General features: G+C 70.5%; 26 protein-coding genes. 12 read left to right on the top strand and 14 right to left on the bottom strand.

The window, feature by feature from the left end; translation table 11 throughout:
* Positions 1-53 precede the first annotated feature (53 nt).
* Positions 54-323: a TetR/AcrR family transcriptional regulator gene (locus ACWED2_RS27505; protein ID WP_449693375.1), complete on the top strand. Its 270-nt coding sequence runs from the start codon at positions 54-56 to the stop codon at positions 321-323.
* Positions 320-472: a hypothetical protein gene (locus ACWED2_RS27510; protein ID WP_449693376.1), complete on the top strand. Its 153-nt coding sequence runs from the start codon at positions 320-322 to the stop codon at positions 470-472. The genes ACWED2_RS27505 and ACWED2_RS27510 overlap by 4 nt, the downstream gene beginning before the upstream one ends.
* A 192-nt stretch (positions 473-664) precedes the next feature.
* On the opposite strand, the gene ACWED2_RS27515 is transcribed toward ACWED2_RS27510, so the two are convergent.
* Both ACWED2_RS27515 and ACWED2_RS27520 read right to left on the bottom strand, forming a co-directional pair.
* The gene (locus tag ACWED2_RS27515) at positions 665-955 is read right to left on the bottom strand and encodes a hypothetical protein (protein WP_449693377.1); all 291 of its coding nucleotides are present in this window, start codon (positions 953-955) and stop codon (positions 665-667) included.
* Positions 956-1,403: 448 nt separating this feature from the next.
* Positions 1,404-1,907 (bottom strand): hypothetical protein, encoded by a 504-nt coding sequence (locus ACWED2_RS27520; RefSeq protein ID WP_449693378.1) that lies wholly within the window; start codon positions 1,905-1,907, stop codon positions 1,404-1,406.
* An 82-nt stretch (positions 1,908-1,989) separates the two neighbouring features.
* Between ACWED2_RS27520 and ACWED2_RS27525 the strand changes: the two genes are divergently transcribed.
* Positions 1,990-5,538, top strand: a complete 3,549-nt coding sequence (locus tag ACWED2_RS27525; protein WP_449693379.1) for a hypothetical protein — start codon at positions 1,990-1,992, stop codon at positions 5,536-5,538.
* Positions 5,539-5,543: 5 nt separating this feature from the next.
* Here ACWED2_RS27525 and ACWED2_RS27530 read toward each other — a convergent pair whose 3' ends face one another.
* Entirely contained in the window at positions 5,544-6,140 is a 597-nt protein-coding gene (locus tag ACWED2_RS27530) for a DNA-binding response regulator (protein WP_449693380.1), read from the bottom strand.
* 1,019 nt (positions 6,141-7,159) lie between these two features.
* On the opposite strand from ACWED2_RS27530, the gene ACWED2_RS27535 reads away from it, so the two are divergent.
* From ACWED2_RS27535 to ACWED2_RS27545, 3 genes are all read left to right on the top strand, one after another.
* Positions 7,160-7,318 (top strand): hypothetical protein, encoded by a 159-nt coding sequence (locus ACWED2_RS27535; RefSeq protein ID WP_449693381.1) that lies wholly within the window; start codon positions 7,160-7,162, stop codon positions 7,316-7,318.
* A 616-nt stretch (positions 7,319-7,934) separates the two neighbouring features.
* Entirely contained in the window at positions 7,935-8,747 is an 813-nt protein-coding gene (locus ACWED2_RS27540) for an enoyl-CoA hydratase/isomerase family protein (RefSeq protein ID WP_449693382.1), read from the top strand.
* A gap of 233 nt (positions 8,748-8,980) precedes the next feature.
* Entirely contained in the window at positions 8,981-10,585 is a 1,605-nt protein-coding gene (locus ACWED2_RS27545) for a class I adenylate-forming enzyme family protein (RefSeq protein WP_449693383.1), read from the top strand.
* A 138-nt stretch (positions 10,586-10,723) separates the two neighbouring features.
* On the opposite strand, the gene ACWED2_RS27550 is transcribed toward ACWED2_RS27545, so the two are convergent.
* Complete coding sequence (locus ACWED2_RS27550; protein ID WP_449693384.1) at positions 10,724-11,608, bottom strand: quinone oxidoreductase family protein; 885 nt, start codon at positions 11,606-11,608, stop codon at positions 10,724-10,726.
* Between the two features lie 263 nt (positions 11,609-11,871).
* Here ACWED2_RS27550 and ACWED2_RS27555 point away from each other — a divergent pair, with 263 nt between their 5' ends.
* From ACWED2_RS27555 to ACWED2_RS27565, 3 genes are all read left to right on the top strand, one after another.
* The gene (locus ACWED2_RS27555) at positions 11,872-12,435 is read left to right on the top strand and encodes a hypothetical protein (RefSeq protein ID WP_449693385.1); all 564 of its coding nucleotides are present in this window, start codon (positions 11,872-11,874) and stop codon (positions 12,433-12,435) included.
* A gap of 44 nt (positions 12,436-12,479) precedes the next feature.
* Positions 12,480-13,106, top strand: coding sequence for an NAD(P)-dependent oxidoreductase (locus tag ACWED2_RS27560; RefSeq protein ID WP_449693386.1), 627 nt, complete (start codon positions 12,480-12,482; stop codon positions 13,104-13,106).
* 191 nt (positions 13,107-13,297) lie between these two features.
* Complete coding sequence (locus ACWED2_RS27565; RefSeq protein WP_449693387.1) at positions 13,298-14,266, top strand: alpha/beta fold hydrolase; 969 nt, start codon at positions 13,298-13,300, stop codon at positions 14,264-14,266.
* A gap of 146 nt (positions 14,267-14,412) precedes the next feature.
* Here the strand turns inward: ACWED2_RS27565 and mftD are convergent, their stop codons facing one another.
* Genes mftD through mftA form a run of 7 tightly spaced genes read right to left on the bottom strand, consistent with a single transcriptional unit; the run spans position 14,413 to position 20,023 of the window.
* Positions 14,413-15,600, bottom strand: a complete 1,188-nt coding sequence (gene mftD / locus ACWED2_RS27570) for a pre-mycofactocin synthase MftD (RefSeq protein ID WP_449693388.1) — start codon at positions 15,598-15,600, stop codon at positions 14,413-14,415.
* Entirely contained in the window at positions 15,597-17,027 is a 1,431-nt protein-coding gene (gene mftF / locus ACWED2_RS27575; protein WP_449693389.1) for a mycofactocin biosynthesis glycosyltransferase MftF, read from the bottom strand. Before mftF ends, mftD begins: the two co-directional genes overlap by 4 nt.
* Positions 17,024-17,803: a mycofactocin-coupled SDR family oxidoreductase gene (locus ACWED2_RS27580; RefSeq protein ID WP_449693390.1), complete on the bottom strand. Its 780-nt coding sequence runs from the start codon at positions 17,801-17,803 to the stop codon at positions 17,024-17,026. Before ACWED2_RS27580 ends, mftF begins: the two co-directional genes overlap by 4 nt.
* Positions 17,800-18,462 carry a mycofactocin biosynthesis peptidyl-dipeptidase MftE gene (gene mftE / locus ACWED2_RS27585; RefSeq protein WP_449693391.1) on the bottom strand — a complete coding sequence of 221 codons (663 nt, stop codon included), beginning with the start codon at positions 18,460-18,462 and terminating at the stop codon, positions 17,800-17,802. The genes ACWED2_RS27580 and mftE overlap by 4 nt, the downstream gene beginning before the upstream one ends.
* Position 18,463: 1 nt before the next feature.
* Positions 18,464-19,633: a mycofactocin radical SAM maturase gene (mftC, locus tag ACWED2_RS27590; RefSeq protein ID WP_449693392.1), complete on the bottom strand. Its 1,170-nt coding sequence runs from the start codon at positions 19,631-19,633 to the stop codon at positions 18,464-18,466.
* Complete coding sequence (gene mftB, locus ACWED2_RS27595; RefSeq protein WP_449693393.1) at positions 19,633-19,926, bottom strand: mycofactocin biosynthesis chaperone MftB; 294 nt, start codon at positions 19,924-19,926, stop codon at positions 19,633-19,635. Before mftB ends, mftC begins: the two co-directional genes overlap by 1 nt.
* Entirely contained in the window at positions 19,916-20,023 is a 108-nt protein-coding gene (gene mftA, locus ACWED2_RS27600) for a mycofactocin precursor MftA (protein WP_449693394.1), read from the bottom strand. Before mftA ends, mftB begins: the two co-directional genes overlap by 11 nt.
* 107 nt (positions 20,024-20,130) lie before the next feature.
* On the opposite strand from mftA, the gene mftR reads away from it, so the two are divergent.
* Positions 20,131-20,790 (top strand): mycofactocin system transcriptional regulator, encoded by a 660-nt coding sequence (gene mftR / locus ACWED2_RS27605; RefSeq protein ID WP_449693395.1) that lies wholly within the window; start codon positions 20,131-20,133, stop codon positions 20,788-20,790.
* 66 nt (positions 20,791-20,856) lie between these two features.
* Positions 20,857-21,618: an enoyl-CoA hydratase/isomerase family protein gene (locus tag ACWED2_RS27610; RefSeq protein WP_449693396.1), complete on the top strand. Its 762-nt coding sequence runs from the start codon at positions 20,857-20,859 to the stop codon at positions 21,616-21,618.
* A gap of 66 nt (positions 21,619-21,684) precedes the next feature.
* Here the strand turns inward: ACWED2_RS27610 and ACWED2_RS27615 are convergent, their stop codons facing one another.
* The 3 genes from ACWED2_RS27615 to ACWED2_RS27625 form a co-directional block, all read right to left on the bottom strand.
* On the bottom strand, positions 21,685-22,860 hold the full coding sequence (locus ACWED2_RS27615; protein WP_449693397.1) for a CaiB/BaiF CoA transferase family protein: 1,176 nt from the start codon (positions 22,858-22,860) through the stop codon (positions 21,685-21,687).
* A gap of 79 nt (positions 22,861-22,939) precedes the next feature.
* Complete coding sequence (locus ACWED2_RS27620; RefSeq protein WP_449693398.1) at positions 22,940-24,964, bottom strand: FAD-dependent oxidoreductase; 2,025 nt, start codon at positions 24,962-24,964, stop codon at positions 22,940-22,942.
* Entirely contained in the window at positions 24,961-25,746 is a 786-nt protein-coding gene (locus ACWED2_RS27625) for an SDR family NAD(P)-dependent oxidoreductase (protein ID WP_449693399.1), read from the bottom strand. Before ACWED2_RS27625 ends, ACWED2_RS27620 begins: the two co-directional genes overlap by 4 nt.
* A gap of 73 nt (positions 25,747-25,819) precedes the next feature.
* On the opposite strand from ACWED2_RS27625, the gene ACWED2_RS27630 reads away from it, so the two are divergent.
* Positions 25,820-26,602, top strand: coding sequence for an enoyl-CoA hydratase/isomerase family protein (locus tag ACWED2_RS27630; RefSeq protein ID WP_449693400.1), 783 nt, complete (start codon positions 25,820-25,822; stop codon positions 26,600-26,602).
* The last annotated feature ends 61 nt before the right edge of the window (positions 26,603-26,663 follow it).

A 26,663-nucleotide genomic window follows, 5' to 3' on the forward strand; every position in this document is an offset into this window, starting at 1 on the left:
ACCGCATTAGCCCGGATCGATGGTGCGTCAACATGATCTTACTGTCGCAGCACGTGGCCGTTGTGTTTCACGGCTACCGGAAAACGTCCATGGACGAGGTGGTGCGCGCGGCCCGGATCTCCCGGCCCGGTCTTTACTTCCAGTTCGAGTCGAAGGAGACGTTGTTCCAGGTCGCGGTCACCCGGGCGCTGGAGCAGGACCTCGCCGCGGCCGGGCGGATCCTCGGGGACGCGGGCAGGCCGCTGCGCGAGCGGCTCGCCGGCGCTATCGACCACTGGGCCGGCCGTTACGTCGGGCCGCTGAGCCGGGACGTGACTGGGTGATCGAGCAGAACCCGGACCTGCTCGGCGACCTCGTCGAGATTGCACCGGCGCGCTTCGAGGCGCTCGTGACCGACGCTATCGCCGAGGTGACCGGGCAGCCCGCGGCACCCGCGTCGCGCAGACGTTGCTCGGTGTGTCGGTCGGGCTGAAGCACCAGGTCGGTATCCGCGAGGCATACCTCGGCCGCTTCACCACCGCGATCGAGCTGCTGGTCCCGTGAGTGCGCGGCGGGACAGCAACCGGCCGCTCTCGGCGTGGCCGCGAGCGTTTGCGTCCGGGCTCTGCCGCAGGTCGACGACGTCTTCGGCGACCCGCGCGCAGGGGTCGGGGTAGGTCAGCGGTCAGTCGACCCGGGCCGACCAGCAGCTGGCGGTCCGCTGGGACCCGCGCGGCGGGACCGCGCCGCTTCCGGTTCCGGCCGGCGCGATCGGGTCCACCGCGTCGGGCGTCGACGACGAAGGGATGATCATCGGGGTCTGCGAGGGGGCGAAGGTCGGTCGCACGCCGTCGTCCGCGGTGAGCGGCTGTTCCGGCCGGGGCGTCACCGTTCCGGTGCGGCCTGCCAGGGTTCGGCCTCCTGCCCGGAGCAGGTGGCCGCGCATTCGCCGCAGCGCGCCGCCCGGCTCCACCATTTCGCCACGGCAGTTTCGAACCTTCGGCAGCCCGCACCGCCCGTTCGCGGTGCCCGAGCACGAGGTGGTTGCGGCACAACCCGGAACCGCAGTCCACGCAGATCGCGGAGGCTTCCGCCACGAGACCGTTCACCGCACGATCCAGACACCGCCCGCATACCGACTCCGCATCGCTCGACAGGCACGGGCAAGCCCACCGGGGACGGAACATTCCCGCTCGTGCGATGGGCCTTTCAGGCCGGGAGGCATGACTCCCGGATCCGGCGCCCCGGGCGGGCGGATGGGTTCCCCGACACTGCCCAGCGTGCGGGGACCGGGTCGATCCGCAAGTGGTCCGAAGTCCTGGTGCCAGGGCTGTCCGTCACCGGGTCCCAGTCTCACCGGCTCGGCGGTTCCCCTCGGTCTGCCGCGCCCAGTGCGAGGGGCGAGTGCGCTTGGGGCACGTCACTCACAGTGCGATGACGGTGAGCACTACACCGGCCACGAGAACCAGGCTCGGCAACACGAACCAGAACCGCTGAGTGCTGCCCGTGAGCCGCCTGCTCCACCGGTAGAGCACGCCAACCTCGTGCTGCTTGTCCGCCGTCCCGAGGAGGGAGGCGATGCTTTCGCCGTCGGCGAAGAACTCCTCGTCGAGGGCAGTGCGGAACCGCACGGCCCTCGACCTGTTGCGCTCGTACAATTCCGTGTAGGACGCTGCGAATGCGAGGCCCAGGACTCCGACCACGACGATCACCAGGCACAGCGGGAGCTCGTTCCTGGCGACATGCCCGTCGTTGGCGATCACCGCGATCAAAACCGAAGCCACGACGATCATGAAGTTCACGACGCTGGACCGCAGCGTCTCAGCGTGGCGCGCATGGACGCGAAGATCGGTGTACATGCCCCAGAGCAGGTCTTTCCTGACCTTCTTCTCCTCGGATAGCCCTTCAGTCATGACACCCTTCTTCACTTGTGGTCGCGGACCGGTGCACTTGATCTCGGGTGAAGTCTAAATTCTTGGTGGCGGGTTGCCGAGGCATCGGGAGGCGGGCATGGGACAGCTCCACGACCAGGAGAAGTGGGCCGAGTGCCTCCCGCCGGACGTGGTGTCGGCTCTCCGAGGCTGGCTGGGCGCGAAAAAGTTCTCCCTGCGACACCGTGAGTGGTTCGACGACGGCCGCAGCGGCGAGCCGGTCGCGCGGGCGGTACTCGAGCACGGCGGCGGCGCTGACCAGCGCGTGCTGAAGTTCTTCAAGGCCGGCGGCGCGACGAGGGTCGCGAACATCCGACAGGCCTCGCTGGACGCGAACTCCCTGAGCAACGCCGGCGAATTCGGCAAGCGGCACATAGCCGTGGTGGAGGACGAGAAGATCCCGCTCGGGGAATGGGACGCCGTTTTCCTGCACATCGCTGGCGGAAACCTCGACACGTCGCGACAGCTCGGCACGCTCGTCGATGACGCTGGGTTTCCCGGCTACTGCGCCACCATCGTGCACTCGGTGCTGGCCGACTGGAACGACGGTCGCGTCGACAGCCAAAGGAGCAAGGTTGCCGACATCGTCACGGGGATCATGGGCAGGCGCCGCCCTCAAGCGCTGGAGTGGGCACGTCGGAACGGCGTTCTCGAGGGGCCTCATTCCATATCGTTGACGGGCTGGCCGCGTCAGCTGCCCAACCCCTTCCGGTTCGTCACTGGCGCCGAAGGACAAGAGATCGTCGAGGATCTCCTCGTCGGCAAGGCACACGGCGACCTCAGTGGCCGCAACGTCCTCCTTCGGGTCAGCCCGGAAGTGGACGCGAATTCCTACGTCCTCATCGACTGCGATCGTTACTCCGACCGAGCACCCCTGGCGCGAGATCCCATGCATCTGCTCGTCGCCCTGGCGCTCGACGAGTTCGACGAGCACGGAACGGGAACGCGAAGCGAAATCGCGAGTGTCCTGGTGGATCCGGCTAGGCGGTCGAGTGCAGAACGGTTCCTGAAGGTCAGTGACGCGATACACGGGGCACGTCCGCTCCGGATTCGCGAAGGCTGGGGCCGTGAGTGGGACCGGCAATGCCTGCTGTCACTGATCGGTGTCGGACTGGTGCACCTCGGCCGGGACCTCCGTACCGACGATCCGGAGGACGCGAGGGAGTGGTGCCTCTTTGTGGCGGCCCTCGCCGCGGAGGCCTACCTCGGCAAAGGGCCGGTGCGGACCCGCGCTGCGGCCCGCACGTCCCCGGCTCCTGACGCGAGCGCCGGCACCGTCCGGCTCGTGGATCGGCGGGGTGAGAAGAACAAACTGCGGACGCGGTTGACCCGCGATTCCGGAGGCGTCGTCAGGCTGGACGGAACTCGCGGAATCGGAAAGACGGCCCTGGTCAACACCGTGCTGCAGGAGCTTTCGGCGGAAACGGGTGACTGGGCACCAGCACACATCCGGACCTACGACGTGAACCCGGCCGCTCCGCTGGACGTGCCGACGCTCGTCGACTGCCTGACCGGCCGGCGGGAAGCCGGCGCTGCTTTGCACCGACGTGGCGGGTCTCCGTTGGTACGGCTGGAAGCGGAGCTGCGCCGGCTCGGCGATTCCCGTGTCGTGGTATCGATCGATTCGGCGGAGAACCTGGTGGACCCCGACACCGAACTGGTGGACCGCGATCTCGACGAGGCACTGGAGATGCTCTCGACCGACCGCGACCACCGGGTGACGGTGCTGCTGGTGACGCAGTGCGATTTGTTCTCGCCGAACGGCAGCCTCTGGCCGGATCGGCCGCCCGAGACCGTGGAAAGCATGCCCGACGAGCACTATTCCACCTACCTGACGAACCTGGACCGCCACGGGCGCATGGATCCCGGCAGCCTGCCGGAGACTGCACGTCGGTTGCTCTACCGGAAACTGGGAGGAAACCCGCGACATGCGGAACTGGCGCACGCCGCGTTAATCGCGTCGAAGGGCGAGCTCGATCTCGCGGCGCTGACGGAGGGCTTGGATGTACAGGACGACGGCGACGTGCCGGCGTTCCTCACCAGCCTTCTCGTAGACCACCTGGGCACGATGCAGTGCCATGTACTGGAGGCCCTAGCCGCGTTCGGCACCCCTGTCCCGGAGAGTGCCGTGGCAAAGCTCGTCGGTGAGGTGAGCTCGACGGAGTATTCTTCGACGGCCATCCACGCGGAGTTGTCGGCACTGGTCGCCTGCCGGGTCGCCCGCCGAACGCCGTCCGGCTACTACTTCGTGCCCGCTGAAGACTGTGCGCTGATCCTCGAAGGCAAACCGAAGGGAAAGCGTGCCCGACTGTATTTCCTGGCGGCCGAGCAGTTGACGGATCTGCAGAATCGCGACCCTCGCCATCCGGGAGACCTTCGTGTGCATTTCGCCGAGCTGACGGCGTTGGTGCTTGCCGGTGAGCACCCAGCTGCCTACAACATGATCGAGACGATCGACGACGTGCTCCGTGAATGGAACTGTGCTCACTTGCTGCGCAAGCACCGAGAGGACGTCAAAGGGAAGCTCCGCGACAGCCACCTGGAGATGGCCAACTGGAACGCACTGGGTGACCTGTACACGTCAGAGGGGAGGTTCGGGAAAGCGGGCAAAGCTTTCGGGAAGGCGCTGAGCATCGCGAACAAGAGGCAGGACGACGTCTCGAAGATGCGTATCCAAGGCAATCTGGCCGCGATGTACTGGGAGGAGAACGAAACCCACCGAGCGCTCAGCTACTTCGAACTCGCGAGAGACGAGGCCCGGCGCCTGCACGACCCGATGGTGTGGATGGGGGCGCTGGAAGGCATCGCCGACTGCCATCGCCGGCGCGGCGGTTACGGCACCGCCATCAGCCACGCGGAGAACGCGCTCTCGATCCCCAGGCTGGCCGACTACCCGGACACGCCCCGCGCATCGAGCTTCGCGACTTCCCGGACGGTCACGATCGCGCTCAAGCTGGCGCGGTGGTTCTCGGAACTGGGGCGGTTCGACGACGCCGAGCGGTTCCTCCGAGCGGCCGATGAGGCCGTCTCCGAGCGTCCCGAAGACTCGCTCCGCGCCTCCTGCTTCGACGGACGCGCCGACGTGCTGTTCGACCAGGGCGATCTGGAAGCGGCGGAGTCCTTCGCGTCGGCCGCCGAGGACGACGCGCTGCGGCTGCAGGACCCGATCACCTTGCTCCAGGCACGGACCACACTGTGCCTCGTCCACTTGGCGAACGACGAGTTCACGGAAGCCCGCCGCGTGATTGAACGAGCACAGCACTACCGGCGGAAGCGCCGTTCGCTCGTGGTGCTCGCCCTCCACGCATTGACGGACTGGCAGCAGCGTCAACGGACCATGGCCGGCAAGCGGTTCGAACGGCTTTATAAGGAGGCCTCCGATCGCATCCGGTACGACGAGAGGGACTTCGCCGCCTGGGATTTCCGGGGTTTCGCGGTCTGCGGTCTGCATCTCGCCGGCCGGCACGGTATCGACGACGCCGTCGATGCGTTCCGGACGGCTCGGAGCCTCACCCCGCCGACGCCTGCGTTGGTGAAGAGGATGCGGCTCATACTCGGCAAGCTCGACGAGTCGGACCGACGGCCGAACCGGCTGGAGCCGGCGATAGCGGCACTCGGCGCCGGGTAGCCGGTTCAGCACCAGCCCGCCTCTTTCGCCCGCATGATGGCCTGCAGCCTCGTCTCCACGCCCATCTGCCGGTACAGGGCCTGCAGCAGACGGAACATCGCTCGCTCGGAGTAGCCGGCCTGATCCGCCAGGCGGGCCACGGTCATGCCGCTCGCCAGTTGCCGCAGCCAGGACAATTGCTCGCTGGACAGGGTGCGCTCCTCACCACGCGGATCGTCGGCGAGGGCGGCCGCCACGGACGCGGGCATCACCGCCTGCCCGCTGACGGTCGCGTCCACGGTCCGTACCAACGTCGTCACGTCGACCTCGCGGGGGAGTACGGCGCGCGCGCCGATCCGTACCGCGCGAGCACCGACGACTGGTGACTCGTCCTCCAGCAATGCGATGACGACCTGAGCCTCGCCGATCGCACACAATTGCGCCAGGAGGTCCCAGTCGCGTTTCGACCGCAGGGTCAGCAGTACCACCGAGCCCGCCCGATGGCGAACCCAACTCACGACTTCGGCCGGAGTGTCCACCTCGTACCCGGAAGCATCGAGTACGGTCACGACGCCGGTCCGGAACATGGGCAACGGGTCGACGATGGCGATGCGGACGGCCACCTGTCCGACGAGTCCCTTCCTCTGGCAACCGCGGCTCCCGGCAGCGGGCAGTTCCGGGTACGCGCCCGGTTGCGAATCCCCGCGCCGTGGATCCTGCCACCGATGGCGGCGCCCACGGCGGATTCGGTCATGGACACGCCCGCGCGTCGTCAGTGCTCTGCCCGAGACCGGCCATGGACCTGCGGCGAACCCGTCCTTAACGTCATTCGTGAGGGGGCGGTGCTCATGATGTACGACGACGACACTGGTAAGCGCCCGTACTTCCCGATCCGGAACGAGGACCGGGAGCCCAACAGACGCAAACAGAGCAGCCGATCGACCCGGCTACCGTCTGTCAACACTCAGGAGCTCATCCTCGACCTGGCGCAACGTCCGGGATGGCAGGCGGAACGCGTGCACGCACACCTGCGCATCAAATACAACCGCCACGACGTCACACTTAAGATGATCAGAGAAGTCCTCGCCCGGGGGCGTGTACGTCGAGTAGGCGGACCAGGCCGGTCGCTGTGACAGGTCCATGCCTGGTCGCAGTGGTGTGGCGAGCGGACGCGGTGGCCTTGGCCGACCGCGTCTCCGGGCTGCTCACCGTCGTGCGGTCCGCCGAGGCGGAAATCGGTGCCTGGCTGGTGGAAGTCGAGTCGTGCGGGGAACTGGAGCTGTTCGGGTATCGCTCCGGTTCCTGGCTTCTCGAGCATCTCGCCGACATTCCCCGGGCCGCCGTGGAAGTTTCACCGACTCTGATGACCCCGACCGCCGCTGAGCAGGTCTGGACGAAACGGCGCCCGTTGCCCGAAGGGGATCACTCACGGCGGTACCCGTCCACGCGGCGGTGGCCTCCGGACCGTCGGGCTGCGCCGCCGCATGCCTGCGGACGGCATCATCGAGGATTGGTTTTGTCCGGCGACCCAGATCCGTCGGTCAGCCGGTCGTGGCCAGGCCGACAGTGTGATCACTCAAGCTGCAGGTCGGTGGCGAACTTTATGGTGGGGTTATAGATCAACTCGGTCCAGGGACACGTCGTGTCGATCAAGCCCGATGAGGGACTCGCCGACATCGATCGGCTCTCCCGGCACTTCCTCGGCAAGGACTACCCCGCCAGGGAGAATCCACTGGTGACGGTCCACGTGGCGATCGATCGATGGTTCGGTTGGTCCGGAGGCCAGGCCCTTCAGTACTGACGCAAGGTTTCCTGTGGCGCGAAGCGGCATGAGTCGCCCTGGTGGTTCGTCTGCCAGGTGATCTGACGGAGGGTGTCGCGTCCACCTTGGACTTTGGCGATGATGTCGGCCTGCGCGGCTGGGCGCGACAGCACTGTCCTGTGTGGACCGCTCCGGTGGGAGCGATCCGGTCCTGCCAGGCCACACCCAGAAGTAAGCGTGCCGACCAGGGACAGCAGGAGCGCCGAGGCGAGGACCGGCACCGATCTGGCGACTCCGATCGAATAAATCGTGCAGGCGGCGCTGGAGTTGCCTCACCGGACCTGGGTGCTCGGCCTCGGAGCGATCACGGCGCTCAGGGCGGCACGCGGGCGTGGTTCAAGACAGGCCGGTCGTGTCGTATGAGCTTGCGACGTGGCTGAGTGCCATGGTCTCATGGCTGCGGCTATGGTAATTGTAGTCAGAGATTGGTAGCTTCCGATGGTCTCGCGCGGCAGTGGCCACCCGAAGCGCCATCGGCACCGCCGCTGTCGGCGTCGACGCGCGAAGGTTTGGTGCGCGATCGTCGCAGACCTGTCCGGCGCGTTTCGCCTCGCGGAAGGTAGGCACGGCAATGAGTGAGACTGAGGGCCACGCCGTGACCGAGGTCGTCGTCGAACGCGTTGACCTCCCCGGGGCCGACGGTGGCGCGCGGCTCGGCATCGTCCGCCTCGACGGGGCGGAGCGGCTCAATCCGCTGGGCTGGAAGACGTTCCGCCGGCTGCGTGAGGCGTTCGACGAACTCGAGGAGGACCAGGCCGTCCGGGTGGTCGCCGTCACCGGTACGGGGAGCGCGTTCAGCGCCGGCGGGGACCTGGCCGCCTACCGGACGCTCCAGCGCGATCCGGTGGGCTTCCCGCGCTACCTGGATGACGCGCACCGGGCGTTCGAGAGGCCGTCGACGATGCGCAAACCCGTCATCGCGCTGGTGAACGGCGTCACGGTCGCGGGTGGCTTGGAACTCGTCCTCGCCTGCGACTTCGCCTATGCGGCGCGGTCGGCCCGGTTGGGCGATGGTCACATGAACTTCGCCCAGATCGGCGGTGGTGGTGTGCTCACCCTCCTGCCGCGCCTGATCGGGTTGCCCCGGGCCAGGGAACTCGTCTTCTCCGGTCGGCTGCTGTCTGCCGAAGAGGCGCTGGAGTGGGGTCTCGTCAACCGGGTCCTTGACGACGACCGACTCATGCCCGCCGCGCTGGAGTTCGCGACCTTGGTCGCGAATCACAGCCCGCTCGCGCTGGAGAACGCCAAACGAACCATGACCCGGGGCTACCTCGACGGCACCGGCGCGACCCAGGCGATGCAGGTCGAGCGCGAGACGAGCCTGCGCTACTGCCTGACCTCATCGGACGCTCCGGAGGGGCTGGACGCCTTTGCCGAGCGCCGGAAGGGGCGCTTCACGGGTCGCTGACCCTGCCCGCCAGTCAAGCTGGAAGGTCGCCGCACGGCTCTTCCCTTGGGCGAAAATCTATGCCTACAATTATCACACTTGGCAGCGGCCTCCTGCTCGATCTCGAGGAGGGCACGCGGTCGACAGGCGACGATCGACCACGTCGCCCAGCGCGACACGACGGTGGCGTGGGGCGACGGTATGGCCATGCCGTACGTCCCCCGATCGCATCCCCTGACCGAAGGAGAAGTGCGATGCGTGCCGACGCGCTCATCGATGAGCAGTTCCTGGCCGAGCTCACCGCGGCCGGCCTGTACGAGGCCCGGACGCTGTGGGATCTTGCGATCGTCGCGCCGTCGGACCGCACCGCCGTCGTGTGTCCGGTGAACGGCGAGATCGCCTACGGCACCCTGATCGAGGAAGCCCTGTCGCTGGCGACACAGTGGCAGGAAGAGGGGCTGCGCCCCGGTGACGTCGTCATCCTGCAATTGCCGAACTGCTACGAATTCGTCCTGGCCCATCTGGCGCTGACCAGGCTCGGGGCGATCACGCTGGCAGTGCCCACGAACTATCGCGGCACGGAGCTCGAGGCGATCGCCACGGGGAGCCGCGCCCGGGGAGTGGTGTGCAGTCCGAGCCATCGCGCGTGCCCGGACGCCGTGGTCTACGAGCAGCTGCGGGAGAGTGTCCCCTCCGTGACCTACCTGTGGCCGGTGGAGGGTGGCGCCCTGCGGGCCGCCGTCGGCGAGCGGCCCGGGGCGGCGCTCCCGCCACCGCCCGACCCGGACGAGGTCACGCTCATCATGTCGACCTCGGGCACGACCGGAACGCCGAAGCTCGTGCTGCACACCCACCGCAACACCGTGGGCGGCACGTTGCAATCCGCGGCCGGCGTGATGGGTATCGACTCCTCCGACGTGCTGTTCTCGCCGTCGCCCCTCGCACACGCCTCCGGCCTGCAGTACGGGGTCCGGCTCGCCCTCGCGCTCGGCACCACCCTGCTGCTGCTCGATCGGTGGGATCCGGAGCGGGCGGCCCAGCTCATCGAGCGCTACCGAGCGACCTGGATCCTCGGCGCCACCCCGTTCCTCTACGACCTCAGCAAGCTGCCCGAGGACGAACGGCGCCGCCTGAAGTCCCTCCGCGTGTTCGCTTGCGGCGGCGCGCCCATCCCGCCGAGCGTCGCGCGCGCCGCCCGCGAGGCACTCCCGAACGTGTCGATCTGCCCCGTGTGGGGCATGAGCGAGACGGGCATGGTCACCATCCTGCGCCCGGACGATCCGGTGGAAAAGGTCGTCGGCTCGGACGGGCGGGTCGTTCCCGGCTGGCAGCTGCGCATCAGGACCGTGGACGGCCGGGACGCCGCGCCCGGCGAGATCGGGGAGATCCAGGTCCGCGGCGCTGCCCTTTTCCACGGCTACTACGAGCGCCCCGATCTCACCGCCGCCGCCGTCCCGGACGGCTGGCTGCACACCGGCGATCTCGGTTACCTCGATGAGGACGGGTTCTTGCGCTGCCAGGGCAGGATCAAGGACCTGATCATCCGCGGCGGGGTGAACATTTCGTCCGGAGAGGTCGAGGAAGAGGTGCGCAGCCACCCGCGGATCGAGGACGTGGCGGTCGTCGGGATTCCGGATCCGCGGCTCGGCGAACGCGTCGGCGCCGTCGTCATCCCGGCCGTGGGCGCCGATCGGGTTCCCGGCGTGGCGGAGCTCGATGCGTACCTCACCGATCGCGGCCTCGCCCGCAACAAGCACCCGGAACACATCCTGGTGGTCGACGAGTTTCCCAGGACCCCCGCCGGGAAGGTGCAAAAGCACCTGCTCCGCGCCCGGTTCGCCCCCTCGGACGCCGGCTGACCGGATGGCGGGGGAGGTCGCGCAGTGGTCTCCGCCCGCGGTCGGCCCCGCTTGGCCGCCGCGGGCCAGGCCGCTCACCCTCGCCGATCCGCATTGCGCCCGCACCCGGGCTCGTGGTGGCCGGATCGGGAACCTGTCTCATTTGGTCGGACGCAGTACCAGCTTCGTCCCGGGGCTCCGGGCCTGCGCCTTCCACGCCCTCTCGATCTCATCGAGGGGAAGCTCCTGGAACGCCGCCCGGATCCGGCCGGCGACCACGTGCTCGGTCAGCCGGCGGAACGCCTCCCGCTGCGCGTCGGGAGGAACGTCCGCACCGTTGTAGGTGAGGAGGTCGCGCCCCTTGAGGGCGACTCCGGAAAGGTCGACCTGCCGCCCGGCACGCATGCCGAGATTGACCAGGCGCCCACCGGATCGTGTCGCCAGCAGGCCGGCGACCATGGGTTTCCCGAACAGCGAGTCCACGACCACGTCGAAACCGCCGTCCGCGACGCGCAGCAGTTCGGCCGCGTAGTCTCCCTCCAGCGTGACCAGCTCGTCGGCACCGAGCTCCCGCAGCTCGTCGAGGACCTCCCGGTTGCGCCCCGCGGCAACGACCGTGGCCGCGCCCAGCACCTTCGCGGCCTGGACGGCGATCCGCCCGACACCCCCGGTGGCGCCCAGCACGAGAACCTTCTCCCCGGGCTGGAGCCGAGCCTTCCACGTCAATGACAGCAGGGCTGTTGTCCCGGCGACGCCCACCGCGAGGGCTGCCCCGTCGGAGAGTTCGTCGGGTATCGCGTGCACGGATTGACGGACGGCCAGCGTTCGTTCGGCGAACGAGCCGTACGGGCTGACGGAATACCCGAAGTAGACCCGGGTCCCGTCCTGGGTCAGGCCCACCCCCTCGACCCCGGGCACGTACGGCACCGGGGCGGGCCGAACCAGCCCCGAAGCGACGACCAGGTCGTGCGGGTTGAGACCGGCGGCGGCGACATCGACGACCACGCCGCCTTGGGCGGGCTCGGGGGGTGGGATCTGTTCCACCGTGGGGATCCCACCGGACACTCGAAGCACAGCTGCCTTCACGACCCCGGACGCTAACCAGGCGGGTCCTCAGCGGGACAGCTTCCGTCCCGGACACCGGAACGATGGCCGGCAGCGCACCCGTCGCACTCGCGAGGTCCGAACCGGGCTCGCGCGGCTCCCCGGCGAGCTGCGAGTCTGTTCTGCCGGCTGGAATCGCTGCTGGATCGCCGGTCTGTCCATCTCGGATGATGGGCCGAGCTGAACAGAGCGGAGCGGCGACGATGGCTGTGCTGGCGGACCGGACGTGGCTGGCGATCAAGGACAATGCCGTGCGATGGCGGACCGTCGGTGCCGCAGCTTCCTTGACTGCGGTGGACTACCGGGAGGTGTTCGGCTGGCCGGCGGAGGAGCGCGAGGGCAGGCCGCGGCTTGCCTTCTCGTCCGGCATGGTGGGCCTCGCGGTTCCGTCCACCCCAGGCAAGATCGCGCTCGAATCGATGCACCGCTGGGACATGTGCGGCCCCGTGCTCGAGCTGGGCGCCATGACCCCGACGTGGGTGTTCTTCGCCGAGGCCGACGCTGTGGTGCTCGGCGCGGCGGCGCTGCCCACCGAGACGCGACTGCTCTGCTGCTCCGCGGTGGTGCCGCTGCCCACCAGCGCGGAGGATTCCGTGCGCTGGATCGTGCCTCCGGCCGCCGGGCGACGCTGGCTGCCCACCGCGTCCGCGGTCGTCTGGGCGATAGGTCAGGCGCAGGCTGATCCGTTCGCGGCTGTCATGCCGAGGCCGGCGGTTCCCGGGCCCAAACCGAAGTCCAATGTGGATAGAGAGCGAGAAGGGCAGTGAACCGATCGAAGGCGGAGCCTGACCGGCGGCCGAGTGTGGCGGTGGTGGGGGCGACCGGCAACGTCGGCCGTCCGCTGGTCGCCGAACTCGTCGCCCGCGGGCACCGGGTCACCGCGGTGACCATCCATCCGGAGCTCGTCGAGCCCCACGCTTCGGTACGGGTCGAAGAGACCGATGCCAACGACTCCGCGCGCCTGGTACCGGTCATCGCGGGCCACGACGTGGTCGTCACGGCGATCCAGTACGCCAAGACCGACCATGCCGGGTTGATCGAATCCGTCAGGAAGTCGGCGGTGCCGCTTTGGTTCGTCGCGGGTGGCTCGGGCACTCTGGTGGTGCCGGGCACGGCGACCCGGTTCATGGACACCGATGGCTTTCCTCCGGCGTTCGCGAAGCCGGCCGCGGCCGCCTTCGCGAAGCCGGCCGCGGCCGCCGCGCACTTCTGGGAGCTGCTCGAACGGGTCGACGACCTGGACTGGATCTACCTCGCGCCGCCACCCGGGATCGGGCCCGGTGAGCGCACCGGCGAATTCCGCCGTGGTGGCCGGGAGCTGCTGGCTCGCGATGACGGGCAGCCGCCCATGATCTCGTTCGACGACTACGCGATCGCGATTGCCGACGAGTTGGAAAGCCCTTCGTGCATCCGGAGCCGTTTTACGGTCGCCTACTGAAACCCCGAGACGATCGAGGCGCTCGAGTTCCATTCTCCGGCACCTGTCCTTGCCGGTCGAATTCGGGACCACCAGGCTGGTGATCGCGCCCGGCATCGCATTGTCGTGAGCAACCACGTCGACGGCCGCGGCCGGACGTCCGATGGATCGGATCGCATGGCGACGGCCGGAATCACACGGAGGAGAATCCCATGGGGTTGACGGACGAAGGAATCATCAAGGTCGACGGCCTGGCGAGCCGGTACGTCCGCCTTGCGAGCGGTGCGAAGGCGCACTACATGACCTCGGGCGAGGACGGGCCCGCCGTACTGTTGCTCCACGGTGGCCTGCCCGGCTCGTCGGCGACCGCGGGCTGGCGCTTCATGGCACCCTTCCTCGGCGCGAACGGCTTCCGGGTGTACGCGCCGGACATGCCCGGCTACGGGCTTTCCGACACTGCACCGGAGCACCGGCCCAAGGGCCTGCACACCCAGGTCGACTTCATCCACGAGTTCGTGACGGCCTTGTGCCTGGACCGGTTCCACATCGCCGGGAACTCGATGGGCTGCATGAACTCGGTGAACTACATCACCGCGCACCCGGAGAAGATCATCAGTTTCGCGTTGATCGCGGGTGATTTCGGGGATGTGACGGCGCACCTACTCCCGCGGCCCGCGGGCGCCTTCGTCCCGAGCTACGACGGCTCGCGCGAGAGCATGCGGGAGAACCTGCGCGCGATCATCCACAAGTCCGAGGCGGTCAGTGACGATCTTGTCGACATGCGCCACGGAGCCGCCCAGCGGCATGCGGAGGGCGCACCGGCGTACTTCGCCGCCATGATGGAGTACGTCAACCAGAACCTCTCGGACCCCGACATCGCCGCCCGGCTGTCGACCAAGGGACGCTTCGACCGCCTCACCATCCCGGGCGTGTACCTCTACGGGCAGGATGACGTGCTCTGCCCCGTCGAGTGGGGCTACCGGCAGGAACAGGTGCTGCCCAACGTCCAGTGCTTCTTCCCCGCGGACTGCGGCCACCAGGGCCAGACCGACCAACCGGAGATTTTCAACCAGCTCTTCCTGGAGTTCTTCCGGGACGGTGTGATCACGCGGCGGACGGCCGACGCGGCCGGTGTCTCCAAGAACCGCCCGGAGATCGCCTCGATCGTCGAGCAGGCCTGACGCCCGCACACCGGAGGACACCCGGCCGACGAGCGGTCCTTGCCGCCGACATCGTCGAGCCCGCGCACGTGATCCGGTAGCGGTTCTCGCCCACGACGATCCGGGAACGCCGGTCCGGCGTGTGCCGGCCGGCGTCCCGGTGGAAATCAGGCCGTGGCGGACGTCTTCTCCGCGCCCAGCTCCCGGACGAACCCGGTGGGGACGAGCACGTCGTCCCGGCCGAGGTCGTGGACGCTGCGTTTGCCCAGGGCCAGCAGGGTCGAGTCGATCCCGTTGCGCAGGACGTCGAGCACGTTCTCGACGCCGGCCTGGCCGTCCGCGGCCAGGCCCCACAGGTAGGCGCGGCCGATGAGGACGGCCTTCGCGCCGAGGGCGATGGCCTTGACGACGTCACTGCCGCGGCGGATGCCGCCGTCGAGCAGCACTTCGATCCGGTCGCCCACGGCATCGGCGATGGCGGGGAGGGCGCGGATGGTGGCCGGGGTGCCGTCGAGGTTGTTGCCGCCGTGGTTGGACACCGAGATCGCGCTGACCCCGGCGTCGACCGCCCGGCGGGCTTCGTCGACGCGGATGACGCCCTTGAGGAGGAACGGACCGTCCCATCGGGAGCGGAGCCAGGCGACATCGTCCCAGGACGGCGGTGCGGTCTGCATCCATTGGCCGTAGGCGCCGAAGAAGGTCGGGACCGGGGTGCCGGGTTCGGCCATGTTCGGCACGCTGAGGTCGGGCAGCCGCCGGGTGCGGGCGTAGGCGAGCAGCCAGCGGGGCCGGCTCAGGCCCTCGGGTGCGAAGCGCGCCAGTTCGCGGAAGGTGAGCTTTTCGGGGATGTGCGGGCTGCCCCAGTCGCGGCTGTGGGAGAACGACCAGTCCAGGGTCAGGATGATGCCCACGGCGCCGGCGGCACGGGCCCGGTCCAGCCGCCCGAGGATGTCGTCGCGGGTGCCGGTCCAGTAGACCTGGAAGTAGGTGTCCGGGTTGGCGGCGACGACCTCTTCGATCGGTTTGCTCGCGAAGGAGGACAGTCCCATCGATGTCCCGCGCGCGGCGGCCGCGCGGGCGACGGCGACCTCGCCGTCCGGGTGCACCGCCTGCACGCCGGTCGGGGAGATCAGCACCGGCAGGGCGATGTCGCGGCCGAGGACGTGCGTGCCGAGTTCGCGGGAGCCGGACTGCCCGGCCGTGCGCGGGGCGAACCGCAGCTCGTCGAAGGCGTCCAGGTTGTCCTGCAGCGTCAGGCCCTTCTCGGAGCCGGCGATCAGTGCCGAGTAGACGGACGCGGGGAGGCGCTTCTTCGCCCGCCGCTGGGCTTCGGCGACGGATTCGAACCAGGTCATCGGTTTTCCTTACGGTCGACGCGTAGCGGGCGTCCGGTGAACACGGGCCGGACCGGGGTGGTGGTCCGTTCGGTCAGGCAGCCGGCCCAGACGCCGGCGCCGTAGGCGATGTCGTCGGCGATCGCGCCGGCGGTGAAGCGGACGGGGCCGAGGTGCGGGCGGCGGGTGCGCCACCCGGTCAGCGGCGGACCGAGCAGCAGGGAGACGATGGCGGCGCGGCGTCCCCAGCGGCGCCGTCCGCCCGCCACGAGCGCGGCGGCGAGCACGGGTGCGGCGAACTGGGTGCCGTAGCGCCCCAGGCCGAGCCACGTCTGGTGCGTCGCGACGCCCATCGCGCGGACCACGCCGTCGGCGGGGATGCCGCCGGCCCGCAGCGTCCGGCGCATGCCGAGGACCGAGGCGGTGAACGCGGCGGCGGCGAGCACCGGGCGGCGGGCGAGCAGCGCGGCGACGGTCAGCGCCGGCCACGCGTGCAGGGCCAGGGGCGCCATCGCGGCCGGCCGGCGCCGGGCCAGCGGCGCCGCCGAAGTTCCGTAGCGGGCGCGGCGCGCGAGGATCCGGGACCAGGTTTCGGGCTCGTGGTGCTCGACGTGCACGGCGGGGTCGTAGCGGATCCGCCAGCCCGCGTCGTGCAGCCGCCAGCCCAGCTCGACGTCTTCTCCGACGCGCATGGCCTGGTCGAACACGGCCCCGTCGCGAGCCACCTCTTCGAGCGCGCGACGGCGGACGACCAGCGCTGCGGTGGGCACGTAGGACATCCGGGTGCCGGGGGCGACGCGGGCGGGTTGCCCACCGAGGTCGAGGGCGCTGGCGGCGCGGGAGTAGCGACCGGCCCACGTGTCCGGGGCGAGCGGTCGCACGCGCGGGGCGACCGCGGCCACCAGCGGGTCGGCGAAGTGCGTGGCCAGCGTGGCGGCCCAGCCGGGGGTGGGGACGCAATCGCTGTCGAGGAACGCGATCAACGCGGTCCGCACCTGCGCCATGGCCGAGTTCCGGGCCGCCGCGGGGCCGCCGTTGGTGTCCCGGCGGAGCAGTTTCGCGCCGTGCGCGGCGGCGACCGCGGCGATGGCGACGGGGTCGGGGGAGGCGTCGTCGACGACGAGGACCGGATGGTTGCCGCCGACGGCGGCCAGGCAGCGGGCAAGGAGTCCGGCGCGGCCGTGGACGGGGATGACCACGGTGACGTCCGGGGCGGTGGCGGCGGGTGGGACGGGGTGGGCGAGACCGGCGTCGGTGAGGCGGCGGGCGAGCGTGCCGGTTGCGGCCGAGCCGACAGGACCGCCGGCCAGCGCTCGCCAGGCGGCTTGCCCGGCCGCGGTCAGGCGCAGGACCCGGGCCGGGGAACCGCCGAAGAGCAGGCCGGGCGCGAGTTCCCGGGTACCGGGGTCGAGGCTGATGCGGAACCCGTGGGGCAGGGGCGCGGTCACAGGGCCAGACCTCCGTCCACGGGGACGACGGCTCCGGTCATCGCGCTGCTGTCCGGGCCGGCGAGGAAGGCGAGCACGGCGGCGACTTCATCCGGGTCGAGCAGGCGTCCGGCCGGTTGCTGCGCGGCGAACGCCTGGGCGGCCGGCAGGTCGTAGAGGCGGGCGCTCTCGGCCAGGATCGGGGTGTCGGTGGAGCCGGGGCTGACCGCGTTCGCGGTGACACCGGAGTCGCCGAGCTCGGCGCCGAGCGCGCGGACGAGCCCCGCGACCGCCGCCTTCGCCGCGCAGTAGGCGGCCAGCATCGGCAGTCCGCGGGTCGCCGAGGCCGAAGCGATCGCGAGGAATCGCCCGGATCGGGGGCGTGGCCGCCGCAGCAGGGCGGGCACTGCCGCGCGGGCCAGGTTGACCACGCCGTTGAGGTTCACCTCGAGCACGGCCTTCTCCTGTTCCGGCGGTACTTCCCACAGCGGCACGCCCCCGGCGATGACGCCTGCCGCCGCGACGGCGACGTCGAGCCCGCCCCACCGGCGTTCCGCCTCGGCGACCGCGGCCGCCATGGCCGAGGAGTCCCTGACGTCGGCCACGAAAGCCTCGGCGCCCGCACGTTCGGCGACGGCGGCCAGCTCGGCTTTGGTTCCCATCGGATACAGCAGGGCCGGATCGTCCTCGGCGACGTCGACGGCGAGCACCGCGTACCCCTGGCCGGCCAGGCGCCGGACGGTCGCGGCACCGATTCCCCGGGCCGCGCCGGTGACGAGCGCCGTCCGCGCGGTCATGTCCAGCCGTCCACGTGGGAGACCAGCTGGGCGGTCAGCGTTTCCAGCAAGGCGAGGCCGTCCGGTGCGGTCGCGCCGGTCGGGTCCCCGAGCACGCCGGTCCCGGTGACGGCCCGCACGCCGCCGTCCAGCAGCAGCGGCAGCAGTTCGCCGAGCGGTCGCGGGTCCCCGGGCGCTGCCCGGTCCATCCGGACCGCGTCCGGCCGCAACGCCAGCTGCAGCGCGGTTTCCGGCCGCCCGGCGTGCGGGTCACCCGCCCAGCGCGGCTGGAAGACCTCGACGTCCCGGGATTCCGCGCGCAGCCGGGCCACCGCCCGCGCGACCGGCCCGGCGTTGCCGCCGTGCGCGGAGACGAACAGGATGCGGGGGAACGTTTCGGTCGCCGAGCGGCCGAGTTCGACGAGCAGCAGCTCGGTGGCTTCCTGTCCGATCGACAGCGTGCCGGCGAATCCCGCGTGCTCTCCGCTGGACCCGTAGGCCACCGGCGGGGCCACCAGGACGTCCGGGCGGTGGGCCGCCAGCCGGTCGCACAGGGCGAGCGCGATGTCGGTGTCCGTGCTCAGCGGCAGGTGGGGGCCGTGCTGCTCGGTGGCGCCGACCGGCACCGCCAGGATCGCCGAGGCCGGCACTTCGGGCCAGGTCAGGTCTGCGAGCCGCATGTCAGGGGCGGAACCCGGCGAGCGGGCTTTCGTCGCAGGCTCGTTCGGGTGGGCGGCGCATCCCGATGGTGACCGGGACCGGCTTGCGCTTGCGGTGGGAGTGGCCGGGCGACCGCTCCGGGACGCTGGTGACACCGGCGAGGGCGAGTTCGCCGTGGCCACGGACGCATTCCGGGTCCGGGCCGTCGAGCGGAAGGCCGGTGAAGAACTTGGCGGCCATGCAACCGCCGCGGCAGGCGTCGAACGCCGGGCACGAGGTGCAGGCGCCGCCGCTTTGCGGGGCGCGCAGCTCGGTGAACAGTTCGGATTCCCGCCAGACGCGGGTGAAGCCGCCGTCGCCGCGGACGTTGCCGGCGAGGAAGGTGTCGTGGATGGCGAACGGGCAGGCGTAGACGTCGCCGACCGGGTCGACCAGGCACACCACGCGCCCGGCGCCGCAGAGGTTCAGGCCCGGGAGGCCGCCGTCGCCGAAGCCGGCGAGGTGGAAGAACGAGTCGCCGGTGAGGATGTTCTCGCCGTGCGCGACCAGCCAGTCGTACAACGAGCGTTGCTGGGCGGCGGTCGGGTGCAGCTCGTCCCAGGTGTCCGCGCCCCGGCCGGACGGCCGCAGCCGGGTGATGCGCAGCTGGGCCCGGTAGCGGTCGGCGATGGCTTTGAATTCGTCGAGCTGGCCGACGTTGTGGCGGGTGACCACGACGGAGATCTTGAAGTTTTCGAAGCCGGCGTCGGCCAGGTGCTGCATGGCGCGGATCGCGGTGGCGTAGGAGCCGGGGCCGCGGACGTGGTCGTTGACTTCGGCGGTGGCGCCGTCGAGGGAGATCTGGACGTCGACGTAGTCGCTCGCCGCGAGCCGCCGGGCCACCTCGGGGGTGATCTTGATGCCGTTGGTGGAGAACTTGACGCCGACGTGGTGTTCGGTGGCGTAGTCGACCAGTTCCCAGAAGTCAGAGCGCACAGTCGGCTCGCCGCCGCCGATGTTGACGTAGAAGACCTGCATGCGCTCGAACTCGTCGATCAGCGCTTTGCACTCGGCGGTGGAGAGCTCGCGCGGATCCCGGCGTCCCGAGGAGGAAAGGCAGTGCACGCAGGAGAGGTTGCAGGCGTAGGTCAGTTCCCAGGTGAGGCAGATGGGTGCGTCGAGGCCGGACTGGAATTCGTCCACAAGGGACATCACACGCTCCTCGGGTGGATCATCCGCGACGCGGCCAGCGCGGCCAGGGCGGTGCGGTAGCGGGGTAGCTCGGCCGGGGGGACCCCGGCCCGGGTGCAGGCCGCGCGGGCGGTCGGGACTTCGGTCAGCGCCTGGACGACGTCCAGCAGGGTGCGGCTCTTCAGGAACGAGAGCCGCCGGGTGCCGAAGTGGTAGAGCAGGGCGCCGAACCGTTCGGGCCGGATCGACACCCGGCTGTCCAGTTCCCAGGCGCCGTCCAGGTCGAACGCCGCGCGCGGGTCCTCAGTAGACACCGCACATGCCGTCGATCGAGACCTCTTCGACGAGCAGCTCCTCGGCCACGATCTCTTCCGTGGCCGGTTCGGGTGTCGCGGTGGTCTGCTCCGTCATGGTGACTCCTTCGGCACGGTCGGAGGTATTCGGCACTCTGTGACGAATATCAGGAGGGTAATGTCACCGTGTGCCAGAAGCAAGCCTTCCGACGAAGCGGTGCTCTCATGACGGCTGACGCTCGCGCGGTGTCCGGATCCCGCCGTGGCCGCCCGCCGGGAACGAGCGCCCGTGAGCTGGAACTCGTCGCCCTGCGCCTGTTCACCGAGCGGGGCTACCACGAGACGACCGTCGACCAGATCGCGGCCGCCGCCGGAGTCAGCAGGCGGACGTTCTTCCGCTACTACGACGCCAAGTCCGACGTGCTGTGGAACGAATTCGACACCGAAGTCGAGACCATCCGGAGGCTCCTCGCGGAGATGCCCGGCGAGCTGCCGGTGATGGAGGCCGTGCGCCGGGCGGTGCTCGAGGCCAACCACTACCGGGCCGAAGACGTTCCCGAGCTGCGGCAGCGGATGAGCCTGCTCAGCTCCGTCCCCGAACTCGTCGCCAGCTCCGCGGTCCACTACGACGCCTGGGAACGTGCGGTGTCGGCGTTCGTGGCGCGCCGCTGCGGGCAACCGGCCGGCTCGCTGTATCCGCTCGCCGTCGGTCATGCCGTCCTCGCCGCGTGCCGGGCGGCGTACGACCGCTGGTCCGCCCGCGCCGACGCGGACCTCAGGGTCTACCTCGACGCCTCCCTGCGGGCCTTGGCGGCCGGCTTCAGCGACGACGTGCTCACCGCCGAGCCGGAACCACGCGCCGGTGGCATGTCCGCCGGCGCGTGATCATCGGCTCGCCGGCGCAAGGGCTGCCTCTTGGCGGCCATGGTGAATGGCATTAAAGTGCCGTGAATGAGCATTCGAACCGATCCGGTCGCGGACGGCGTCGCCAGAATCACGCTCGACCGCCCGGAATCGGCGAATGCGCTCGATCTCCCGGTGGCACGAGCTCTCGGGCAAGCGATCGCCGAAACGGCGCGGAACGAGCAGGTTCGGGTGCTGGTGCTGGCGGCGACCGGCAAACTGTTCTGCGCCGGCGGTGACGTCGGGGAAATGGCCGCCGGCGCCGACCGTTCCGGATATCTCGCCGAACTCGCCGGAACGATGCACGAGGCGCTCGAGGCGCTGCGGCGGCTGCCCGTCCCGGTGGTCGCGCAGGTGCAGGGGACGGCAGCCGGTGCGGGCATCGGCCTGGTCCTGGCGGCGGACATCGCGGTGGCGGCGGATTCGGCGAAGTTCACCTTCGCCTACCCCGGAGTGGGGTTGTCGCCGGACTGCGGAGTGAGTGCCTTGCTGCCCCGGGTGGTCGGGCCACGGAGGGCTGCCGCGTTCGCGTTGACCGGCCGCGTTCTCACCGCGGCCGAAGCCGGGGAATGGGGTCTGGTGACCGAGGTTTGCCCCGCCGTGCGGTTGCCCGGCCGGGTGGACGAGCTCGCGGCGTCGATCGCGGCCGGCCCGGCGTCGGCGCTGGGGCAAACGGCGATTCTGCTCCGCCAGGGGATCGAGAAATCCTACGCGGACCAATTGCGCCGCGAGGCGGCCACCATTGCCGCACTGGGCGGCGGGCGGGAAGCGGCGGAGCGCATTGCCGAATTCGTTTCCGGTCGACGCTGACTCGTTCCGAAGAACCGCGGAATATGCCCGGCGATGAACCCGGCGTGATATCCGCGCATCGCCCGGTCAGCCGTCGGTCGCACGGGGCGCCAGCACGGCTCGCCGCTGCAGGTCGTCGAGGACGGCGTCGCTGTAGCCCAGTTCGGACATCACCTCCCGGGTGTGCTGGCCCTGCGTCGGCGCGGCCGTGGTTTCTTCCGGGCGGGCCCCGTCGATCAGGTAGGGAGCCGCGGGAACCGGCATGTCCAGCCCCGGGATGTCCCGGAGGTAGCCTGCTTCCTTGGCGTGCGGTGACGCGAAGGCCTCGGTGTAGTCCTGCACGACCTCGACACAGGTGTCGTCGTCGGCGAACAGCTCTCTCGCTTCGGCCCGGGACAGCGTGGCGAACCGCGCGGTCAGCCGTTGCCTGACGAACTCCTCGTCCCCGGCGCGCTCCACCAGCTCCGGCTCCGCCAGCAGCTGACAGACCTTGCGCCAGAACCGCGGTTCGATCGCGGCAACGGTGACGTAGCCGTCCCGGAGCGCGTAGATCGCATAGCCCGGGATCGCACCGCCGTACTCCGATGTGCCCTGGACGGGTTCGGCGAGCCCGGCGAGCAGGTCCGCGACCAGGTTGGCCGGGATCAGGGCCGCTCCCTCCGCGATCGCGGTGTCGGCGCGCCCGCCGACCCCGGTGTTCCTGGCACGCAACAGCAGCGCCATGACCGCGAGCGCGGTGTTGAGCCCGCCTCCGATCAGGTCGGCGACCGGGACCGGGGGAACGGGAGGCGCCGATCCCGGCGAGCCGAGGTGGTGCAGGAGGCCGGAGAAGGCGACGTAGTTCAGGTCGTGCGCGGCGCGGTTCGCCAGTGGCCCGGCCGGCCCGAAACCCGACAAGCCGGCGTAGACGAGCTGGGGCCTGCGCCGGCGCAAGACCTCGAAGCCGACTCCGAGGCGGTCCAGCACACCCGGACGGAAGGATTCGACCACCACGTCCGCGGTGTCGGCCAACCGCAGGAACGCCTCGCGGCCCTCTTCGGCCTTGAGGTCGATCACGATCGAACGCTTGCCCCGGTTCACCAGGTGGTGGAGGGCACCCTGGCCGTTGACCTGGACCCCGAAGCCGCGCATGTAGTCCCCGGCGCCGGGGTCCTCCACCTTCACGACGTCGGCGCCGAACGACGCAAGCAGCCAGGTGCTGTAGTTCCCGGGCATCAGCCGGGTGAGGTCCAAGACCCGGACGCCTTCCAGCGGCCGGGTCACGAGAACACCTCGTCGGTGGAAAGCTTCATGGCCATCTCCTCTCCGTCGGTGCGCGGATGCGTTCGGATCCGTGCTCGGGTCACAGGCGCGCGGCGACCGTGGCGCCCTGCCTGATCGCCCGTTCGGCGTCGAGCTCGGCGGCGAGCGCCGCCCCGCCGATCACGTGCGCCCGGCGGGCCGGGCCGGCCACGGCGAAGTCGCGGACGGACTCCTGGCCCGTGCAGAGCACGACCGAGTCCACGGCCAGCTCGTTCTCCCCCGCGGACGTGGCGTAGCGGACCGCGAGGCCCGTTCCGGCGGACCGGATCCCGCGGTAGGTCACCCCCGTCACCTGGGTCACGCCGTACTGCTCGAGCGCCCGGCGGTGCACCCACCCCGAGGTCTTGCCCAGCCCCCGTCCGATCGCCGTCGGCTTGCGCTGGAACAGCGTCACCTCACGGGCGACGGCCGGCGGAGCCGGTGCCGCGGACAGGTCGCCGCGCCGCCCGCCGCGCTCGTCGACTCCCCACCGGCCGAGCCACTGCGTGGTCGTCTCCGGCGAGTGGGTGAGCCAGTGACACACGTCGACCCCGATCCCGCCCGCTCCGAGCACGGCGACCCGGTGGCCGGGCACGTACCGTCCCGACAGGACCTCCGCGTAGGTCGCGACGCCCGGCAGGCCGACGCCGGGCAGATCCGGTACCCGTGGCCTGACCCCGGTCGCCACGACGACCTCGTCGTAGCCCGCCACGGTGCTCCCGTCCGCCTGAGTGGCCAGGCGCACCTCGACGTTCAACCGCTCGAGGCGCGTGGTGAAGTACCGCAGGGAGTCGGCGAAGTCCTCTTTCCCCGGGATCGCCATGGCCAGCCGGAACTGCCCCCCGAGCTGGGCGTCGCGCTCGAAGAGCGTGACGTCGAGTCCTCGTTCCGCGGCGGTGATCGCGGCCGACATCCCGGCGGGCCCGGCCCCGACGACGGCCACGGTCCGCCGGCACGGAGCCGGGGTGATCGGCAAGAGCGTCTCGTGGCAGGCCCGGGGATTGACCAGGCACGACACCGCCTCGCCGGCGAAGGCGCGGTCGAGGCAAGCCTGGTTGCAGCCGATGCAGACGTTGATCTCGTCCGGCCGGCCCTGCCGCGCCTTGACCGCCAGTTCGGGGTCGGCGAGGTAGGGCCGTGCCATGGCGACCAGGTCAGCCTGGCCGGACGCCACGATCTTCTCGGCCAGCGCGGGGGTGCTGATCCGGTTCGACGCGCAGACCGGAACCTCCGCGTGCCGGGCCAGTTCGCTCGTCCAGCCGAGCCACGTCCCCCGGGGAACGTGCGTGCCGACCGTGGGGACGCGCGCCTCGTGCCACCCGACCCCGGTGTTGAACGCCGAGACACCGGCCGCTTCGAGTTCGGTCGCGAGGGCCAGGACCTCGGGCCAGGTCTGGCCACCCGGCACGAGGTCCGCGAGGGAGAGGCGGAACACGACCGGGAACTCCTCGCCGGCGGATGCGCGGACGCGGCGGACGACCTCCACCGCGAAGCGGCGGCGGCGGGCGGGCGTGCCACCCCAGTCATCGGTACGGGTGTTGGTGTGCGGAGCCAGGAACTGGTTGATCAGGTAGCCTTCGCAGCCCATGATCTCCACGGCGTCGTAGCCGGCTTCCCTGGCGAGGCCCGCGGTGCGGGCGAAGTCGTCGAGGGTCCGCTCGATCTCGTCGAGCGTCAGGACGCGAGGCCGGCGGCGGGTGAGCGGGCTGGGCAGCTCGGACACGCCCACGATCTCCTCGTGCGTGCCGTAGCGGCCGGAATGCAGCACCTGCAGGGCGATCCGGCCGCCTTCCTGGTGCACGGCTTCGACGACCGGTCGATGCCATGCCGCGTCGCCGGCCGTCGCGAGGACACCGGCGCCGGCGTCGAGACGGCCCGCGGCGTTCGGCGCGAACCCGCCGGTGATGATCAGCCCGGCCTCGCCGCGCGCCCGCTCCCGGTAGAACGCGACGAGCCGGTCCCGGTCGTGCTCCAGCCCCGTGTGCATCGAGCCCATGACCAGGCGGTTGGGCAGCCGCAGGTCGCCGAGGACGAGGGGGGAGAAGACGTGGGGGAACGCGACGGCACCCTCGGCGGCGCCGCTCACGTGGCCCCGGTTTCGGCTTGACCGGCGAGACGCCACATCCGCTCGTTGTCCCGGCGGGAGGTCATCGACGTCAGATGGGCGGCGCCGTCGACCACGAGGGCGTGCCCGCTGAGGTAGGAGGCTTCGGGGGACAGGGTGAACGCCACCACCTCCGCGACCTCGGCGGGCTCGGCGACCCGGGTCAAGGGGATCTCGCGCTCGATCTCCTGCCGCAGGTGCGGTCGCTCGAGCAAGGGAGCGGCCATCCCGGTCGCCATGTAACCCGGCAGCACCGAATTGCACCGGACGCCCTGTGTGCCGTACTCGACGGCGATGGCGTTCGCCAGGCCCACCATGCCCGCCTTCGAGGCCGCATAGGCGGCCCCGCCGGGCTGGGTGAAGGTCGCGCTGATGCTCGAGACGAGGGTGAGTGCGCCCCGGCTGCGCAGCAAGGCGGGAAGGACCGCTTTGGCCACGGTGTAGCTGCCGGTCAGGTTGACCGCGATGGTCTCGTGCCACGCGTCGTCGTCGAACCGGTGGAGGGGCGCCAGCGCATTGCGGAAGATGCCCGCGCAGTGGGCGACCCCGTCGATCCGCCCGTACCGCTCGAGGACGTCCGCCACGGCCGCGTCGACCGCGTCCCGGTCGGTGATGTCGGCTTCGTAGGCGGGTGTCGTGCCGGGCCGGGCGCGATCGAGGCCGGCGACGGTCCACCCGCGCGCCGACAGCGCCGCCGCGGTCGCCGCGCCGAGCCCGCCCGCTGCTCCGGTCACGATCGCGACCTTCTCGCCTATCTGTGTCATGAGACGTTATAGTAGTCATAGATAGGCGAGATCGCGATGGCGCGATCGGTTTCCGGTCAGGACGGTGGAGTCGATGAGCGGTGTCCCAGCGCAGCCCGAGCCGGAGCGCGTTCTCCTGGTCGACGAGCCCTCGCCGGGAGTCCGGCGGCTGACCATGAACCGCCCGGAGAGCCTCAACGCGCTCTCCCGGGGTCTCGTCCAGGACCTGGTGACCGAGCTCGCCCGTGCCGACGACGACCCCGATGTGCGCGTGCTGGTGCTGCAGGGCAACGGCAGAGCCTTCTCGGCGGGGGCGGACTTCGACGAGCACTTCCGGGAAAACGGCTACGACATCGGCCGAACCGACCTCTGGGAACGCCTGGAAGCGGTGCGGGTGCCGGTCGTCGCGGCCGTGCAGGGGTGGGCCGTGACCGGCGGGTTCTTGCTGGCCTACTGCTGTGACGTCGTCGTGGCCGCCGACGACGCGCGGTTCCGGGACACCCACGCGCTGCTGGGCCTGGTGCCGACGGGCGGGGAGAGCCAGCGCATGCCACGTCGCCTCGGCCCGTTCGTGGCCCGCGACCTCATGCTGACCGGCCGGGCCATGGGTGCGGAGGAGGCCTGCCGCATCGGGTTCGTCTCCCGCGTGGTGCCTCGCGAGCGGCTGGCGGAGGCCGCCCTCGAAGTGGCCCGGCGGATCAGCGAGAACTCCGCCCGGTCGGTCGCCGCGATCAAGCGCCTGATCAACCTCGGTACCCAAGCGGACCTGGGCGTCGGGCGGCGCCTCGAGCTCGAGCACAACCGCTTCGGCGCCGCGAACAACGACGAGGATGCCGATCGCCGAGCGCGGCTCGACCGGCTCCGCTCGCGAGGTTGAGGGGCGGGGGCGTACAGACGCGTCTTGTCGATCTGCTCCGCAGCCTGGCGGTAAGCCTTGC

The organism is Amycolatopsis sp. NPDC005003 (assembly GCF_053600695.1).

What these genes read in the sequence shown, in the direction of transcription:
- ACWED2_RS27555 (WP_449693385.1), top strand. Translation starts at nt 11,872, where the DNA reads ATGGCTGTGCTGGCGGACCGGACGTGGCTGGCGATCAAGGACAATGCC.
- ACWED2_RS27625 (WP_449693399.1), bottom strand. Translation starts at nt 25,746, where the DNA reads ATGACACAGATAGGCGAGAAGGTCGCGATCGTGACCGGAGCAGCGGGC.
- ACWED2_RS27610 (WP_449693396.1), top strand. Translation starts at nt 20,857, where the DNA reads ATGAGCATTCGAACCGATCCGGTCGCGGACGGCGTCGCCAGAATCACG.
- ACWED2_RS27630 (WP_449693400.1), top strand. Translation starts at nt 25,820, where the DNA reads ATGAGCGGTGTCCCAGCGCAGCCCGAGCCGGAGCGCGTTCTCCTGGTC.
- mftR (WP_449693395.1), top strand. Translation starts at nt 20,131, where the DNA reads ATGACGGCTGACGCTCGCGCGGTGTCCGGATCCCGCCGTGGCCGCCCG.
- ACWED2_RS27525 (WP_449693379.1), top strand. Translation starts at nt 1,990, where the DNA reads ATGGGACAGCTCCACGACCAGGAGAAGTGGGCCGAGTGCCTCCCGCCG.
- ACWED2_RS27565 (WP_449693387.1), top strand. Translation starts at nt 13,298, where the DNA reads ATGGGGTTGACGGACGAAGGAATCATCAAGGTCGACGGCCTGGCGAGC.
- ACWED2_RS27580 (WP_449693390.1), bottom strand. Translation starts at nt 17,803, where the DNA reads ATGACCGCGCGGACGGCGCTCGTCACCGGCGCGGCCCGGGGAATCGGT.
- ACWED2_RS27515 (WP_449693377.1), bottom strand. Translation starts at nt 955, where the DNA reads ATGGTGGAGCCGGGCGGCGCGCTGCGGCGAATGCGCGGCCACCTGCTC.
- mftE (WP_449693391.1), bottom strand. Translation starts at nt 18,462, where the DNA reads ATGCGGCTCGCAGACCTGACCTGGCCCGAAGTGCCGGCCTCGGCGATC.
- mftD (WP_449693388.1), bottom strand. Translation starts at nt 15,600, where the DNA reads ATGACCTGGTTCGAATCCGTCGCCGAAGCCCAGCGGCGGGCGAAGAAG.
- mftA (WP_449693394.1), bottom strand. Translation starts at nt 20,023, where the DNA reads ATGACGGAGCAGACCACCGCGACACCCGAACCGGCCACGGAAGAGATC.
- ACWED2_RS27545 (WP_449693383.1), top strand. Translation starts at nt 8,981, where the DNA reads ATGCGTGCCGACGCGCTCATCGATGAGCAGTTCCTGGCCGAGCTCACC.
- mftC (WP_449693392.1), bottom strand. Translation starts at nt 19,633, where the DNA reads ATGTCCCTTGTGGACGAATTCCAGTCCGGCCTCGACGCACCCATCTGC.